This window comes from Mariluticola halotolerans (assembly GCF_021611515.1).
In the GTDB taxonomy this organism is placed as follows: Bacteria; Pseudomonadota; Alphaproteobacteria; order Rhizobiales; family Devosiaceae; genus Mariluticola; species Mariluticola halotolerans.
This window is the reverse complement of the sequence record NZ_CP090960.1, coordinates 1653022-1670612: the sequence shown is the minus strand read 5'-3', so window position 1 is coordinate 1670612 and position 17591 is coordinate 1653022. Positions and strand designations below refer to the sequence as shown.

The following is a 17591-nucleotide window of genomic DNA, read 5'->3' as shown; positions in this document are numbered from 1 at the left end:
ACGGGGCGCCCTTCAGCCCCGGTGCCGCCCCCAAACTGACTTGACACACTGATTGGGTGCGCTAAACCGCTGCAATTCTGTAATCGATTACAAAAATTGCCAGCGCGCGAGGGAGCCAATCATGTTTTCAGTGTCACGCAACCAGTTCGGACCTGACTTCACCTTCGGTGCCGCCACGGCCGCTTATCAAATCGAGGGCGGGCAGACAGACGGGCGCGGCCCCGCCATCTGGGACAGTTTTGCGGCAACCCCCGGCAATACCGACAAGGGCGATAGCGGGGTAATGGCCTGCGACCATTACAATCGCTGGCCCGAAGACCTCGACCTGATGCGCGATGCAGGATTTGATGCCTACCGCTTTTCCTTTGCCTGGCCCCGGCTGATTCCGGCGGGCACCGGGACGGTGAACGACAAGGGCGTGGATTTTTACGACCGGCTGATCGATGGCATGCTGGAACGGGGTCTCAAACCTTATGCCACGCTCTACCACTGGGATCTGCCCTCGCCCTTGCAGGACAAGGGCGGCTGGATGAACCGCGATATCGCCGGCTGGTTCGCCGATTACGCCGTGCTGGTGCAGCAAAAATTCGGCGACCGGCTGGACGCCATGGCGACAATCAACGAACCCTGGTGTGTCGCCTTTCTCAGCCATTTCATCGGTGCCCATGCACCCGGCTATCGCGATATCCGCGCCACGGCCCGCGCCATGCACCATGTGCTGCTGGCCCATGGCACAGCGGTCAACGCCCTGCGGGCCGAAGGCGCGAAGAACCTTGGCATCGTGCTCAACCTGCAAAAGTCCGAACCGGCAACAGACAGCCCGGCGGACAAGGCAGCGACGCATCTGTTCGACGGTATTTTCAACCGCTGGTATCTCGATGGGGTACTCAAGGGAGAATACCCCGCCGACATCGTGAAACGGCTTGGCGACCATCTGCCCGACGGCTTTGCCGATGACATGGCGGTTGTGGGCACGCCGATCGACTGGCTGGGGATCAATTATTACACCCGCTCGCTGATCGCCGACGATCCGGCAACACCGGCATTTCCGGCAAAGCCGGTCGAGGGCCCGCTGGAGAAAACCGATATTGGTTGGGAAATCTATCCGCAAGGCCTGACGGATCTGCTGGTGCGCGTGTCCGATGACTATAAAAAGCTGCCGATTTTCGTGACCGAGAACGGCATGGCCGAGGTTGAGGGGATCGATGATCCGCGCCGGGTGAATTATTACGAAGCGCATCTGAAGGCGGTGCTGGAAGCGCAGCGGCAGGGCGCCGATGTGCGCGGCTATTTCGCCTGGTCACTGCTCGACAATTTTGAATGGGCCGAAGGCTATGCCAAACGATTCGGCTTGGTGCACGTGGATTACGAAACCCAGAAGCGCAGCCCCAAGGCCAGCTACCGCGCTTTTCAGGGCCTGTTGCATAATAGCTGACAGGGAAGGCCAGCGAGGCAGGGTTCAGTGCGGATCATGCGCGGCACGGGAGGTGAGGGGTTCCGGCGACGAAACTAGGGTCAGTACGACTTGCTATTTGCCGCAAACATTTGGCGGATACTTTGATCGCGATGGACAAGCGACTTGGCAACCCCGCGGGTTTGTGCCAATTTGAGGGACCGCTAACCGACCGGCATACCGATACAAACAGCGGCCAAAACGTTTTGAAATCCAAAACGTTTTGGAGATTCCGGAAGGGCGGGGGCCAGCTCGTTATTTGAGAGTTTGAGCCCTTAAATATGGTGCAATGGGAGGACTATATGCACAAGAAACTAAGAGCAGGCGTATCTGCTGTAGCGATGCTTTTGGCATGCGCGACCGGCGTCAACGCCCAGACCATGATGTCTGATGTTGAAGCCATGGACCTCAGCGGTGAGACGCTGACCATTTTTGGCCCCTGGCTGACGGCCGATCAGGAAAACTTCCAGAAGGTCATCGACGGCTTTACGGCCGCGACCGGCGCCACGGTGAACTATTCCGGTTCCGACAGCTTCGAACAGCAGATCGTTATCGATACGTCCGCCGGTTCACCCCCCAATATTGCGGTGTTCCCGCAGCCCGGCCTTGCAGCCGACCTTGCCGCCAAGGGCCAGTTGACCGCGCTTGACGACGATGTGAAGGCCTATCTGACGGATAACTATTCCGCCGGACAGTCCTGGGTCGATCTCTCCAGCTATCCGGACCAGAATGGCGAGACCAAGCTGTTCGCGTTCCCCTTCAAGGCGGATGTGAAATCGCTGGTCTGGTATTCGCCGGATAATTTCGCCGATGCAGGCTATGACGTGCCCGAAAGCATGGAAGACCTGATCGCCCTGTCCAAGCAGATCGTTGCCGATGGCGGCACGCCCTGGTGCATTGGTCTGGGTTCAGGCGCTGCTACCGGCTGGCCGGCCACCGACTGGATTGAAGACATCATGCTGCGCACGCAGTCCCCTGAAGTCTATGACCAGTGGGTAAGCAATGAAGTCAAATTCAACGACCCGCGTGTTGTTGAAGCGATTGAAACCTTCGGCATGTTCGCCAAGGATGATGCCATGGTGGATGGCGGTGCTGCCGCTGTTGGTGCGACCGACTTCCGCGATAGCCCCAAGGGCCTCTTCGCCGTGCCGCCCAAATGCTACATGCATCACCAGGCCTCGTTCATTCCCTCCTTCTTCCCTGAAGGCACGGAAATGGGCGTCGATGCAGACTTCTTCTACTTCCCGCCCTTTGCTGAAAAAGACCTCGGCAACCCGGTACTTGGCGCTGGCACCCTGTTTGCCATCACCAAGGACAGCTCGGCCGCTGTTGCTTTCATCAAATATCTCGAGACAAAAGAAGCACATGAAACATGGATGGGTCTTTCCGGCTTCCTGACCCCGTTCAAGGGTGTTGATCCGGCAGCCTATGCCGACGATACCCAGCGCGGTCTCGGTGAAATCCTCACCAATGCCACCACCTTCCGTTTCGATGGTTCCGATCTGATGCCGGGTGCCGTTGGCGCCGGGTCCTTCTGGACGGGCATGGTCGACTATGTCGGCGGCAAGTCCGCTCAGGAAGTGGCTGACGAAATCCAGGCCAGCTGGGATTCGATCAAATAAGACAATGAAAACTCTGGCCCGGCGCTCAGCGCCGGGCCAAACTAAGATGCCGGGCAAACCGGTGAAGACGATCTGAGGGGGGAGTTTTCAGATGTTGGAACAGATAACTTACGCGCTCATCACCGTAATCGTTGGTGTTATGGCGTGCTTTTTGTATTTCTGGGGCACCAATTGGTTGCTCGACAAGTTTCTCGCCTCGGATGAAATGGGTGGTCGCGAATCGGTTCGTCGCGACACATTGCGCACCAAAATCCGCCCCTGGCTGTTTCTGGCACCCGCCCTGTTTTTCATGGGCCTTTATCTTGCCTATCCGGTTTTCGCCACGCTCTGGCTGTCTTTCGGCGACCGCACCGGCAATAATTTTATCGGCTTTTCCAACTACCTCTGGGCCTTTCAGGATCCCAATTTTCTTCAGTCCATCGGCAATAACCTGCTCTGGCTGATCATTGTGCCCTCCGCGGCAACCGCCTTCGGCCTTCTGGTCGCGGTGCTGGCTGACCGGCTCTGGTGGGGCAATATCGCCAAGTCGCTGATCTTCATGCCCATGGCCATCTCCTTTGTCGGCGCGTCGGTGATCTGGAAATTTGTCTATGATTACCGCGGCCCGGAAGCTGACCAGATTGGTGTGCTCAACGCCATCGTGCAGGCCTTTGGCGGCACGCCGCAGGCCTGGATCACGTTGCCGTTCTGGAACAGCATTTTCCTCATGGTCATCCTGATCTGGATTCAGACCGGTTTTGCCATGGTCATCCTGTCTGCAGCCCTGCGCGGCATTCCCGATGAAACGCTGGAAGCTGCCCGTATCGACGGTGCCAGTGATATCCGGATTTTCTTCGACATCATGATCCCGCAGATATTTCCCACCATTCTGGTGGTCTGGACCACGATCACCATTACCGTGCTCAAGGTGTTCGATATCGTTCTGGCCATGACCAATGGCCAATGGGACACCCAGGTGCTCGCCAACCTGATGTTCGACTGGATGTTCCGGGGTGGCGGCGACAGTGGGCGCAGTTCCACCATTGCCATTGTCATCATGCTGGCCGTGCTGCCGATCATGGTGTGGAATATCCGCAATGCCAACGCTGAGGAGGTAACCCGCTGATGACCAACACAGCTGTGGCAGATGCCAAGATATCTGATATGCCAGCCCGCCCCTCATTCCTGGCGCGGATAAAATGGGGCCGCATGGCCGCCCACGCCGCACTTTTGTTCCTTGTGCTGTTGTGGACCTTTCCCACCGCCGGCCTTCTGGTCAGTTCGGTGCGCGACAAGGACCAGCTGACGATTTCCGGCTGGTGGACGGCGCTTGTCGCCACAGACCGCAGCGAGGTTGCACGGCTGGGCACAGCCAAGGATCAGGTCGCTGAAAATGGCACATTCCACATCAGCGGCCGGCTGTTTGAACCGGATTCCAGCCGCACCATTGTCAGCTATGGGCTTGGCAATAATGATCTCGCGGCCGCGCAACCGGGCGACACATTGCCCATGCGTGACGGCGGTGAGATCACCGTTATGGCGGATGGCAGTTTTGATTGGGTGTCCGCAACCGAATTCACGCATACACGCGGGCCGCGCGTATTCTATATTGCCTCCATCCCCCCGCAATTCACCCTCGACAATTATATTGAGGTGATCAATTCCAATGGCATCGGACGGTCATTCATCAACTCGTTCACCGTCACAATCCCGGCAACGATCATCCCCATCCTGATCGCCGCCTTTGCCGCCTATGCACTGGCCTGGATGCAGTTCCCGGGGCGTGGCATATTGGTGGCGGTTGTGGTGGGCCTGCTGGTGGTGCCGCTGCAAATGTCGCTGATCCCGCTTTTGCGCATGTATAATGGCATTGCCAATATGACCGGGGGGCAGAGCAAGACCTATCTGGGCATCTGGCTGGCCCATACCGGGTTCGGCCTACCTTTGGCCATTTATCTGTTGCGCAATTACATGGCCGGATTGCCACGCGAAATCATGGAATCCGCCCGCGTGGACGGGGCCTCGCATTTCCACATTTTCACCACCATGGTGCTGCCGCTGTCGTTCCCGGCTCTGGCGTCATTCGCCATCTTCCAGTTCCTTTGGGTGTGGAATGACCTGCTGGTGGCAACGGTCTTTCTGGGCAATACCGAACAAACACTGGTGCTGACCGGCCGTTTGCGCGAACTGCTCGGCTCACGCGGTGACAATTGGGAAATCCTCACATCCGGCGCGTTCATCTCCATCATCGTGCCGCTGATCGTGTTCTTCTCACTGCAGCGCTATTTCGTCCGCGGCCTGTTGGCCGGTTCGGTAAAAGGCGGATAAGCCGCACAAGATATTGACCTCCCCAAACTAAAGGCCGGCTGCGATGCCGGCCTTTTTTTATGGGTCGAACGGGCGGCGCCGTCATTGTGAGCGCCAAAGGCGCGTGGCAATCCAGAAGCGGCTGGCACCAGCGCTTGTGGCTCTGGATCGCCACAGCGCTGCGCGCCTCGCGATGACGAAAGGGAGGCATCAAGGCCTGAGACAGGGCTAGGTTTCGGCGCTGAGGCGTGGGGTTGCGAGAATGGCAGCGTCCATGCCTGCCGCGCACTGAAAGCTGGAAGGTATGATCGTGCCGGCGGGGGGCTGCCCATCTTCGCATTCACGGATCAGTTCCGCGATCAGCGCCGCACCCGCCTCCCGCAGTGAGGAGCGCACAAAGGTGAACTGGCCGGTAAACCTGCCGATATCAAGAAAATGCAATTCATCATCCATGGTGCCAACGGCCAGATCGACGCCATCGACCTCACGGCCCGCCCGGGCGATTGCCGCATACCCCTCAACCGCCATCAGGGTAGATGAGTAGAGCAGGGCGCTGACCCCGGGCAGGTTCAGCGCCTGTTCGGTCAGCTGAAATCCGGCATCGGTCATCGGGTGGACCGAACTGAGAATGGTGAGACTGTCTGGCGCAAGGCCCATATCGCGCACCGCCGCCTCGGCCCCCTTGCGCCGGGCAATGGCAAATGAATAGGTCTCGTCGCCATTGATAAAGGCGATATGGCGATGACCATTGGCGATCATCAATCGGGTCAGATCGTAGAAATTGCCGAAATTATCGATATCGACCCAGCCATATTGATCAGCCCGCTCCTCGCGCCCATGCACGACAAACGGCCGGTGGGCATCGAGCAGAAAGCTGATGCACGGGTCGCCCGGTTGCGGCAGATCGACAATAAAGCCGTCCACACTATTGTCGCGTACATAGCGGTCATAAGCGGTCATGCGCTGGTCGGGCAGGGCGCTGGTCAGCACCAGATCGTAATTATGGCCCCGTGCCGCGCGCAACACGCCCGACATGACTTCAACGAAATGCGGATCGACGAATTTGCGGTCATTGTCGGCTTGCACCCAGGCGAAACTATGGGTGCGCTGGGTGACCAGACGCTGCGCATTGCGATTGGGGCGATAGCCCACGCGCTGGGCGGCTTCCTCCACGCGTTTGCGGGTCTTCTCCCCCACATCGGTATAGCCATTCAGCGCCCGGGAAATGGTGGTAATCGACAGCTCTAGCTCCGCGGCGAGGTCCTTGATCGTGACACTACGCACGCCGGTTGGGCGGGTCAGAGAGCTGGTTTTACGGTCTTTCGCCATAAGCTGTTGATTTCTATGCCTTTTGTATAATGCAAATTCCAGTGTAGCCTAACTCTTTCAGTTGACGAAATGCCAATGTTTTCGATAATGTTCAGCAACTAAAACGTTTTGGTAAAATTCCGGGCGGGGCAGTGCATGAACGCTGGCTACTGCCGGGATTGGGAGAGTTTGCATTGATTCACGGTTTGGCGTCGGCGGAATCCTATCACGAAACACCCACCGCCACGGATCCGGACTGGTGGCGCGGCGCGGTGATCTACCAGATCTATCCGCGCTCGTTTCAGGATCATAGCGGCAACGGTATCGGCGATCTCGTCGGCATTACCCAGCGGCTGGAATATGTGGCGGATCTCGGGGTCGATGCGATCTGGCTATCGCCCTTCTTCACCTCGCCGATGAAGGATTTCGGCTATGACGTCTCCAACTACCGCGATGTCGATCCGGTTTTTGGCACTATCGAGGATTTTGACCGTCTGCTTGAAAAGGCCCATGAACTCGGGCTGAAGGTGATCATCGATCAGGTGATCAGCCATTCCTCGGATCAGCATGCCTGGTTTCAGGAAAGCCGCCAGTCGCGCACCAATGCCCGCAAGGACTGGTATGTCTGGGCCGATCCGAAGCCCGATGGCACCCCGCCCAATAACTGGCTGTCGATCTTTGGCGGTTCGGCCTGGACCTGGGACCCGCGCCGCATGCAGTATTACATGCACAATTTCCTCGCCAGCCAGCCGGACCTGAATTTCCACAATCCCGAGGTGCGCAAGGCGCTTTTGGGTGAAATGCGGTTCTGGCTGGAGCGCGGTGTTGATGGCTTCCGGCTCGATACGGTCAATTTCTATTTCTGCTCGCAAGGGCTCGAACCCAATCCGGCGGTCAAGCCCGAGGATTACAATGCCTCCACCGCCCCGGATGTGAACCCCTATAATCTGCAGGATCATATCTACGACAAGAGTCAGCCGGAAAATGTCGTCTTCATGGAAGACATCCGCGCCCTGCTCGACGAATTTCCCGGCACCACATCGGTCGGCGAGATCGGCGACGCCCAGCGTCAGCTTGAAGTCATGGCGGAATATACCTCCGGCGACAATCACCTGCACATGGCCTATACGTTCGACTTTCTGGGCGGCGAGTTCACTCCCGAACATTTCCGCGAGTCGATTGAGACCATTGAGCGTGAAGCCCCGGATGGCTGGACATGCCTTGCCTTCTCCAACCATGACGTCACCCGTCATGTCAGCCGCTGGACCCGGCACGGCAATGAGGACGTGTTCGCGCGTCTGGCCGCAACGTTGTTGATGAGCATGAAAGGATCGGTTTGTCTCTATCAGGGCGAGGAACTGGCGCTGACCGAGGCCGAGATCGCCTTTGACGATCTGGTCGATCCCTATGGCAAGGAATTCTGGCCCAATTACAAGGGCCGCGACGGGTGCCGGACACCAATGGTGTGGCAATCCGCCTCCCATCTGGGCGGCTTTTCAACGGCCCCGCATGCCTGGTTGCCCGTGCCCTCGGACCATCTGGGCCGGGCAGTCGATGTGCAGGAAAGCCAGAATAATTCCACCCTGGCATTCTACCGCGCATTGACCCGCTTCCGTAAACAGCACCCGGCTCTGGTGAAGGGCGCCATCACCCTGGTTGATGCGCCGGATGGCGTATTGGCGTTCACGCGGGAATATGAGGGCGAGAGGCTGTTCTGCGCGTTCAACATGAGTGACGCGGCAATAGCCTATCAGCCACCCGAAGCGATGACGCTCACCGATATTGATGCGCCCGGCACCATATCGGTCGAGACAACGGGCTTGTTGAATTTGGTGCCGTTTGGCGCTTACATAGGGGCTGCAGGCTGAACCAGGCACAAGCTGCATCAGGAACTGTGTCCGCCCGGGCAGAGCGGGCTTTGAACGATTTTTAAATAGCCGGATCCACCGGCACTGGCGATAACGTCGAGGGGGAACAGCATGGCCGATCTCAAGATCAGGAATCTCTACAAGAATTACGGCGCTGTGGAGATTTTGAAGGACATCAACCTCGATATCAAATCGGGCGAATTTGTCGTTTTTGTCGGACCCTCCGGCTGCGGCAAATCCACCCTGTTGCGGTGCATCTCCGGGCTGGAAAGCATCACAAAGGGCACGCTGGAAATCGACGGGCGCATGGTCAATGACGTCGCCCCTTCAAAGCGCGGCATTGCCATGGTGTTCCAGTCCTATGCGCTTTACCCGCATATGACCGTGTTCGATAACATGGCCTATTCGCTGAAATTGCAAAAACTGCCCAAGGAAAAGATCAAGCAAATGGTCGATGCCGCGGCGGACAAGTTGCAATTGACCGATTATCTTGATCGCCTGCCCAAGGCGCTTTCAGGTGGTCAGCGCCAGCGCGTTGCCATTGGCCGGGCCATTGTGCGGGATCCCAAGGTCTTCCTGTTCGACGAACCGCTTTCCAACCTCGATGCGGCGCTGCGCGTGCAGATGCGCATGGAAATCGCCACGCTGAACGACAGCCTGCCGGACACCACCATGATCTATGTGACCCATGACCAGGTGGAAGCCATGACCATGGCGGACCGGATTGTGGTTCTGCGCGACGGTATCGTGCAGCAGGTCGGCACCCCCATGGAACTCTATGAGAATCCGAAATCGCTGTTCGTGGCCCAGTTTATCGGTTCGCCGAAAATGAACTTCATGAGCGGCCCGGATGCCGAAAAGTTCAAGGCGACAACTGTTGGCGTCCGGCCCGAGCATCTGCAGGTCGCCAATGGCGATGGCGCGTGGTCCGGCAAGGTCATCTATTCGGAAAATCTGGGTTCCGATTCCTATGTGTACGTGAACATGGGCGCCGACGAGCCGGTGATCATCCGTCAGGAAGGCAAGTCTGATTACCGCACCGGCGATTCGATCAGCTTCTCCCCGCGCGACAATCTCTATCACCTGTTTGATGACAAAGGCCTGCCGATCGCCCATTAGGGTCGGGCAGCAAAGTCACCTGTTCCCTGTCATCCCCGCCTGCGCGGGAATGACATTGTGGGGGCTGCAAGCACTGCCCCTCACCGTGAGATTGTCGAAGGGCAATGCAGGGAAAGGCCGCTTCAGCTGACCCGGCGGCGGCCGGACAAATGGCTGGCCAGCACCACTGGCACAAGGCCGGCCAGCACAATCGCCAGCGCTGGCAAGGCTGCCGAGGTGAACACTTCGGCGCTCGCCTGCTGATAGACCAGCGTGGCCAGCGTTTCGACGCCCAGCGGCCGTAATAAAAGCGTTGCCGGCAATTCCTTGACGCATTCCACAAATACCAGCGTTGCCGCGCTGATAATGGCGGGCGTCAGCGTTGGCAAATCCACCCGGAAGGCGAGCCGCCAGCCATGGGCACCCAAAACCTGGGCGGCATCGAGGAGGGATGGGCCGCGCCGTTTGATCGCCGCATCCAGCGTATTATGGCTGACCGCGAGAAAGCGGATTGAATAGGCATAGACCAGCGCAAAGAACGAGCCGGAAATGATCAGCCCCGGCATCCAGTCCAGCGTGGCGCGGGTAAAGTCATTGAGCCAGCCATCCAGCAGACCTAGCGGGGCGGTCAGCCCGAGCGCCAACACAGTGCCGGGCAGGGCATAGCCAAGGGTTGCAATGCGCAACATGCCCTTGGCACTGCGCCCGGTGCGCTTGCTGTTGAAATGGCGGGCCGAATAAAGACCGATGACAACGCAAACGAGCGCCCCCATGAAAGCCAGCGTCAGCGTGTTGAACAGGGCCGGCAGAATACCGGCAACGCTGCGCCCGGCCATCAGGTATTTGGCCGATAGCGACACCAGTTCAAAAACCGGCACGCCAAAGCCGAGCGCCAGCAAAAGGGTGCAGGCAGCGCTCGCGGCAAAGGCGCGCCAGCCATAAAGCCGCTCCAGCGGGGGTGGCGTCTGGGAATCGCGGTGGCCGAGATAGCGCCGCCGCTTTGCCTCGTGCTGTTCGGCCCAGATCAGGATGCCGACAATCAGCACAATGGTGACGGCAAGCTGCGCTGCGCCGGCAAAATTGGCCCGGTTCAGCCAGGTGGAATAGATGACAGCGGTGAGACTGTTGACCCCGAAATACTGCACGGCACCCAGATCATTGAGCACTTCCATCAACGCAAGGGTGACACCAACAACAATGGCCGGGCGCGAGAGAGGCAGGGCAATGGTGAAAAAAGTGCGATAGGCCCCGGCACCCAGCACGCGCGATGCGGCGGTCATCGAGCCGGACTGCATGAGAAAGAACGCCCGGCAGCTCAAATAGACATAAGGATAGAGCACAAGGCTCATCACCAGCGCGGCACCTGCCGGTGTCTGGATTTCGGGAAACCAGTAATCCCGGATCGAGCTGGCCCCTGTCAGCATTCTGACGCCCGTTTGTATCGGGCCGGTGAAATCAAGAAATTCCACCCAGGCATAGGCGCTGAGATAGGTGGGGATGGCCAGGGGCAGCACAAGCCCCCAATCGAGCAGCCGACGCCCTGGAAAATCGAAATGGGCCACCAGCCAGGCGGCCAGCAGTCCGATTGTGCCGGTGGCAATGCCCACCTGCAGCATCAGCCAGCCCGTATCGCGCAAGGCAATCGGCAGCATCCGGGCCAAGAGCCCGCTATTGCCTGAAGGCACAGCACCAAAGGCGGCAATGAGAAGGGAAATAATGGGCAGGCCGGCCGCGAGCACAAGCACCAGGCTGCCAATCGGCAGCAGCTTCCAGCCTTGCGTTTTTCCCGCTATGTGCTTGGCAAGTGCTATCGCCACCATCTCCGGCCTGACGCCCCGCTTCGGCGAAACGGCAGCTTTACCCTTGGTAGTGTGCAAAGGGCATGGCTGCAAGCAACCATGCCCCGCAATTCCGACAAATCCTAGTTTTGCGGTCCGTCGTCAAACTGCAATTCGTCCATCAGCGCACTGGCTTCCGCACGGTGCGACGCGATTTCGCTGAGGGGGGTGGGATCGGGCACCAAAGCGCCCCATGCCTTGACGGTGTCGGAGGGTGCAACCTCGGCGACAACGGGATATTCGTAATTGGTCTCGGCATAGAGTGACTGGCCTTCATCCGACACCAGAAAGTCGATCAGCTTTTCAGCATTCGCCTTGTTCGGCGCGTTCTTGGCCAGCACAACGCCGGACACATTGACGTGGGTGCCGCCTTCCTCAAAGGTCGGGAATACGATCCGCACAGCGGCGGCCCAGTCCTTCTGCTCTGGCTCTTCCTCGTTATTCAGCATCAGGCCCATGTAATAGGTATTGCCGATTGCCAGATCACAGGCACCTGAGAAAATGGATTTGACCTGCGTACGGTCGCCGCCTGTGGGCTTGGAGGCCAGGTTCTCCCGAACCCCGGCAAGCCATTCGCGGGTTTCATCGACACCATTATGGGCGATATGGGCAGCGACAAGCCCGATATTGTAGACATGCTGGCCCGAACGGGTGCAAAGGCGGCCTTTCCAGTCGGGCCCGGCGATATCGTCATAGCCAATCGCCTCTTCGCTCACCCGGTCAGCCGAGGCATAGAACACGCGGGCACGCAGCGACATGGCAGCCCAGGCCCCGTCCGGGTCCTGATAGGCGGAAGGCACGCGCGCGGCGACGCTGTCGAGCACGATCGGCTGGTAAATCCCGGCTTCCTTGGCGGCAGCCAGATTGCCGATATCCGTGGTCAGAATGAGATCGGCGGGTGAGTTTTCACCCTCGGCCGCCGCGCGTTCGATCAGGCCGCTATCGGCGAAAAGGACGACGGGCTTGATGCCGGTTTCTTCTTCAAAACGGCTCAGCAGCGGCTCGATCAGATAGGGCTGCCGATAGGAATAAATATTGACGGTGCCTGCATCGGCATATGCCGGTGCGGCGCCCATCAGAGCTGTCGTGCAGATGAGGGAAATGGCAGCAATTGACTTGAGTGACATGATTTCTCCTTCCGACGGGGTTCAAGGTCCCGCGCAAACGCGATCCTTTTCGCCGTTTGCAGTCGGCGTGTCAAGAAATGAAGTAAATACAATATGTTACCGAGGCTTTGAACTTTAGAATCGTTCAAAAGCTTCAGATGATTCTGGAGTTAAAACAGGGGATTAGTGGGAGAGGCCGTCGGCATTATTTGCTGACATATCACCGTTGGATCAGTCGCGATCCACCGCCATGTCGGCTGGAATGACGAGGCTGAGCAGCGTGCCGGCACCCACGGCGGGATCAATTGTGAGCGTGCAGGTGTTGACCGCAAGCAGCGAGCGCGTCAGCGCCAGCCCCACGCTTGAATGCACCGGACGGCGCACGGCACCGGAGGGGTCCAGCCCGTCACGGAAGACAACAAAGCGCTCTGAGAGGTCATTGGTCGAACTGCCGCTGTCGCGCACGTGAATGGCCACCGCGCCATCTTCCTCGCGTTGCGCCGAAAGCACGACCTGTCCGCCCTGTGGGGTCTGGTCGATGGCGCTGGCAAGCAGGTTGAGAATGGCTTGCTCAAGGGAGGCTTCGTCGGCACGGATATGCGGCAGGCGTTCGGAAATGGCGCTGCGCACGAGAACCCGCGCCGCGCCGGCCGCACCGCGCACCCGCACCATGCATTTATCGAGCAAAAGCCCGAGATCAAAATCGACGGGAGCTGCCTGATACTCTCCTGTGTGCAGGCGCACGAAATCTTCGAGCTCATCAATAACGCCGACAATTTCCTGCCCGGCAAATTTGATGTCGCGCGCATATTCTGTGTAGCGCTCATTCTCGATCTGGCCGAATGCATGGCTGCGGATCAGCTCGGCAAAACCGATAATCGTATTGAGCGGCCGCCGCACACCACGGCTGAGGCGGCTGAGAATGGAAGGATCAATCCCGTTCTCATGCGCCGGTTCAACCGGGGCGGGCGCAAAGGCGCGGTCCGGGCTGTCGCTCACGGCGGCGGCACGGCGCACCAGACCAAAATAACCGGTGACAATGCCCGCCTGACCTTCGGCAAACAGAATGATTTCCAGCGTCGGATCGATGCCGCGCATGATCAGGCTGGGGCGCGCTGTGCCGGCAAACCGGGCGGGCTTTTCCAGAAATTCGCGCAGGTTCGCCGCTTCTTTATGGCCCGCCATCAAAACGAGCGGACGGCCAATAAGCACTTCCGGCGTGCGCCCGAGAAGGGCTGCGGCCTGTCCCGACACGCTGGAAATAATCCCCGCGCGGCTGGTTTCCAGAAAGCCGCTGCCATCGACCGCGGCAAGGGATTCGGCAAAACTGCGGACCGCCATTTCCGGGCCAACCGGTGGCAATTCGTGCCGGGCGGTGAGCATGAAGGCGGGGCCACCCTGCCATGTGACAGATTGCAGACGGGCCGCAACCGGCACCTGGCTGCCGTCGCGATGGGCCAGATGGTTCACCGGGCCGGCGTTTTCACCTGTCTGGGAGGGCGAGGGGAAAATCGCCCCCATGCCCACAGCGCGCAGGCTGGCACTGTCGGGATAGCCGACCAGTTCGGTCAGGGCGCGGTTGGCAAAAAGGATTTGCTGATCGCGGAAAATCAGCAAACCCAGCGGCAACCGGTTGAGCACCAGGCTTTCATCGCTGAGATTGACGAGGCTGTTTTGCTGCGATGGCGCCTTGCTGGGCGGCAATTGCACCACGTCGGGCGTGCCGGATTCGCTGGCCTGACGCTCGCGGCCAACACGGTCGGACAATATCCGCGATAATTCCTCGAAATTATAGCGCGAGCTGACATCTTCAGCGGCAGGCGCGGGCGCGCTTTCCGGTTCTGGGGTGTCGTCGGCAACCGTCTCGGGTTCAAACCCCCGGCCCACAATCCGCCAAAGGCTTTCGGCCACCTCAGGCAGGGTCGCTTCCACCGGCGGATCTATATCGCTTTGATCGTCCGGCTGATCGGCATCCGGGGTGGATATGGTTTCATCAACAATTGTGTCGTCGTCTTCGACGGCATCAGATGCTGCATCTTCGGCGCGCTCTTGCACAGGTACAGCACCGTCTGGCGCAGGTGAGAACGTCACCGGGCTGGAAATGCCTTCAGGAATGACATCATCCTCGGGGCCGAGCGGGGTGAAAAGGGCCTCGTCGTCCGCCAGCCTGTCGAGCAGGGAACCAAGATCGCGTGCGGGCACCGTGTCGGTATCCGGTTCCGGCGCAATCTCAGACACGGGGCTTTCGTCTGACACGTCAAGCTGATCGGCGGCAAACAGAACCACTTTGGCGGCGTTCGGGCCGGCGCTCAGGCTGATGGCCTCGTCACGCGCGCTGTCAAAATGTGCGGCACTGGCAGACGCCGCCAGCACATTGCCCTTGGCATCGTTGATGACAAACCCGGTATTGGTGTCAAAAACATCATCGAGAATTTCAGCGCTCAGGCCGTGCTCGGCCATCAATTCCTTGTCGATGCGGTCTACGGCCACAACCAGCAAGGCCACCCGGCCGTCATCAAGCGGCAGGGGGGTGCAGGTGCAGGTTGCGGAAACCGGCTTGCTGCCGGCCAGAAACTGAATGCGAGACAGTGAAGCGCGGCCAGTGGCCCCCAGCCGGATAATGCGGGAAACCTGACCTTTGATCGGCACCGCCAGCGGGGCGAGTTTGAGCCCATGGCGCTTGGACTTGGCGCGGAAAAGTTTTGCCGCCGGGTTGCGCCACAACAATTCATCGCCATTGGCTGTCCACAGCCACGCCGGACGAGGATCGGTCAAATAACCGATGGCGCGTCGCCTAGCCTCAGAATTGACCCCGTTGATACCCATCACTACTCACAACACCACGCGCCAATGTGCCATTCTGGCACAAATTGCGGCAAGATTTTTACAAATCCTCAATATCGTGTGGATGAGGCGCGGTCCACCGGGGAGAGCCTGTATCGGGCAAACAATCGCCTGCATGGTTAAGTTCGGAGGGGGTGGAGGCGATCCCTGGACGCAAACCGCAAATTCGGCCTTGTCAGGTCGGGCAAGTCGCCCTATGTTCCGCCCGGCTTCGGACCTGTTCCGAAGACGTGTGCCGCCTTAGCTCAGTTGGTTAGAGCGCTAGAATGTGGATCTAGAGGTCCCCCGTTCGATCCGGGGAGGCGGTACCACTCTCCCCGGATGATTTCTCAGCCCTTATTGTGCCAGTCGCAAATCTGCCAATTGCAGCGCGATTTCTTCAAACACACCCGTCAACTCGGATGCATTCGTGGGGAAGAACGCTTGCGTTGCGTCCTTGGCACAGCTGGTCAGCATGGATTTCACGCTTTCGGGCGGCTTCAGGCCGATCGTGAAAATATCGATGCCGGCGGCCTTCATGTTCTCGCACGTCTTGAGCAGGCGCGCGTCGACAAGGTCTTCCATTTCACCATCTGACTTGGATTCGTCACCCATGCGCCGGTTCACCGGGAACCCGTAAGGCGCATAGTAATAGGCGCCGTTGAGCCGGGAGGAATCGCTGTTATTGCTGTAATAGGTGTTCTGGCCATCCGTCATCAGGATCATGACCTTGTAGGTCGCGGTTTCATAATTCCGGCCCTCTTCAAGCGGCGCGGTGGGTGAAAGTGCATGGAAACCCCAAATCGCACCCTGATGAATATTGGTGGCACCGTTGGACACCATGCTATCGATGGTGCTGATCACCGAAGCGCGGGTATTGGTCAGCGGCAGGAGCGGTGTTGATACGCAGGCAGCATTCGGGCCAAAGCGGTTCGAGCCGGATGTGTTAGCGGATACATTATTGTATTTGCAAATGCGTTCCTGGCGTTCGCGGTCGCTCAGTTTCGATACGAATGAAATCCGTGTGAAGCAGGTGCGAATGCGCTCACGCCGGTACTCACCATAATAGCGGTAGGTATTGTCGCTGACCGTGGTCGTGGTTTCCCCGGAGCAGGAACAGGCGCTGTTGTCGGTATTCGTTCTGCCATCCTCGCTTGTGCCGGAGTAATAATTGTTCGAACTGTTGCAATTGTTGCCGCTGGAATTGCAGTTGTAATAAACCCGCTTCCAGGTGCAGGTGCCGTAAGGCTGGCAGCTCTGCGGATCGTCACTGATGTAATTATTGTAATAGCTGCCGCCTGTATCCGGCTCGTCCGGCTGGAACGCGGGGATAAACAACGTATCCGGCGTGGCAGCATTCGGGACGGTATCATCAGCATCATAGGGCTGTTTGCGCGCCTCCACGCAGCCGGCCCAGGAGACATTGTTGATGCCGTCGTAATACGAAAAGCGCGGGGCCGGACCGTTGAACGTGTTGGATGAATTATCATCATTGTCAAAATTGTCCTGGGACGCCTCGGAAAGCCCGCCTGTATCCATCCATGCCGCATTCCGGTTGGATGACCCGATATTGACCCAGAAATTGAAGGGTACGACGCTGATATAGGTGCTGTCGGAAACACTGCCGTCACCGCCGTCAGCGGGGTTTTTGTATTCGTAAAGAATATCGGTGGCGCTTTTGGCAGCCTTCTTTAGATTGACCATCCGGCTTTCGTCATCCATCGATCCTGAATTGTCGAGCACCATGGCCACTTCAAGAAACAGCTTCTTGCGGGTCGCTTTGGAGACAACGGCAGGGGTGAAATTCTCAAAGCCGAGCAAGGCAACAAAGGTCGTGGGCACCGTCAGGCGGGCCTGCACCAGCAGCGAACCCTCTTCATCATCTGTGTCCACCGACTCAATGACCGCGCCGATGCGGTCATCGTCGATCTGTTGGTCGACAAGCGCACGTATCAACGTTTTCAGCTCGGCGTCGGTCTTTTCATAAATTTTGGGCTGCAGGGAAAGCGCGGCGGCATCGAGCGCCACCTGGGCGCGGTTGCGCGCCTGTTCCAGCATCACATAATCAACGACAGCGCCGGACAGGGCGACCAGAACAATGGCCATAACCCCGAACAGGATAAGAAAGGCACCATCTTCGTTACGGGCAAACCTGCCCACAAGTTTTAAAAAATCGCGCATAATATCCA

At 58.6% G+C, this 17591-nt stretch carries 11 protein-coding genes and 1 tRNA gene; 7 read left to right on the top strand and 5 right to left on the bottom strand.

Translation table 11 applies throughout. From position 1 onward, the window contains the following. Positions 1–121 precede the first annotated feature (121 nt). The 4 genes from L1P08_RS07965 (at position 122) to L1P08_RS07950 (ending at position 5382) form a co-directional block, all read left to right on the top strand. Positions 122–1435, top strand: coding sequence for a GH1 family beta-glucosidase (locus tag L1P08_RS07965; protein ID WP_303616500.1), 1314 nt, complete (start codon positions 122–124; stop codon positions 1433–1435). Positions 1436–1755: 320 nt separating this feature from the next. Further along, complete coding sequence (locus L1P08_RS07960; protein WP_438268446.1) at positions 1756–3075, top strand: ABC transporter substrate-binding protein; 1320 nt, start codon at positions 1756–1758, stop codon at positions 3073–3075. A 94-nt stretch (positions 3076–3169) separates the two neighbouring features. Next, on the top strand, positions 3170–4180 hold the full coding sequence (locus L1P08_RS07955) for a carbohydrate ABC transporter permease (RefSeq protein WP_303619518.1): 1011 nt from the start codon (positions 3170–3172) through the stop codon (positions 4178–4180). Positions 4181–4218: 38 nt separating this feature from the next. Beyond that, a complete protein-coding gene (locus L1P08_RS07950; RefSeq protein WP_438268454.1) occupies positions 4219–5382 on the top strand; it encodes a carbohydrate ABC transporter permease in 1164 nt (387 codons plus the stop codon). Positions 5383–5589: 207 nt separating this feature from the next. Here L1P08_RS07950 and L1P08_RS07945 read toward each other — a convergent pair whose 3' ends face one another. After that, positions 5590–6690 carry a LacI family DNA-binding transcriptional regulator gene (locus tag L1P08_RS07945; protein WP_303619460.1) on the bottom strand — a complete coding sequence of 367 codons (1101 nt, stop codon included), beginning with the start codon at positions 6688–6690 and terminating at the stop codon, positions 5590–5592. Positions 6691–6863: 173 nt separating this feature from the next. Between L1P08_RS07945 and bglA the strand changes: the two genes are divergently transcribed. Together bglA and L1P08_RS07935 are read left to right on the top strand one after the other, a co-directional pair. Then, the gene (gene bglA / locus L1P08_RS07940; RefSeq protein ID WP_303619459.1) at positions 6864–8537 is read left to right on the top strand and encodes a beta-galactosidase BglA; all 1674 of its coding nucleotides are present in this window, start codon (positions 6864–6866) and stop codon (positions 8535–8537) included. 111 nt (positions 8538–8648) lie between these two features. After that, positions 8649–9656 (top strand): ABC transporter ATP-binding protein, encoded by a 1008-nt coding sequence (locus L1P08_RS07935; protein ID WP_303619458.1) that lies wholly within the window; start codon positions 8649–8651, stop codon positions 9654–9656. Positions 9657–9778: 122 nt separating this feature from the next. Here the strand turns inward: L1P08_RS07935 and L1P08_RS07930 are convergent, their stop codons facing one another. From L1P08_RS07930 to L1P08_RS07920, 3 genes are all read right to left on the bottom strand, one after another. Further along, a complete protein-coding gene (locus L1P08_RS07930) occupies positions 9779–11452 on the bottom strand; it encodes an ABC transporter permease (protein WP_303619457.1) in 1674 nt (557 codons plus the stop codon). Between the two features lie 104 nt (positions 11453–11556). Next, the gene (locus L1P08_RS07925; protein ID WP_303619456.1) at positions 11557–12600 is read right to left on the bottom strand and encodes an extracellular solute-binding protein; all 1044 of its coding nucleotides are present in this window, start codon (positions 12598–12600) and stop codon (positions 11557–11559) included. A 210-nt stretch (positions 12601–12810) separates the two neighbouring features. Beyond that, entirely contained in the window at positions 12811–15405 is a 2595-nt protein-coding gene (locus L1P08_RS07920; protein WP_303619455.1) for a sensor histidine kinase, read from the bottom strand. A 252-nt stretch (positions 15406–15657) separates the two neighbouring features. Here L1P08_RS07920 and L1P08_RS07915 point away from each other — a divergent pair. Beyond that, a tRNA-His gene (locus L1P08_RS07915) sits at positions 15658–15734 on the top strand. A gap of 25 nt (positions 15735–15759) precedes the next feature. Here the strand turns inward: L1P08_RS07915 and L1P08_RS07910 are convergent. Further along, positions 15760–17583, bottom strand: a complete 1824-nt coding sequence (locus L1P08_RS07910; protein WP_303619454.1) for a TadE/TadG family type IV pilus assembly protein — start codon at positions 17581–17583, stop codon at positions 15760–15762. Positions 17584–17591: the final 8 nt, after the last annotated feature.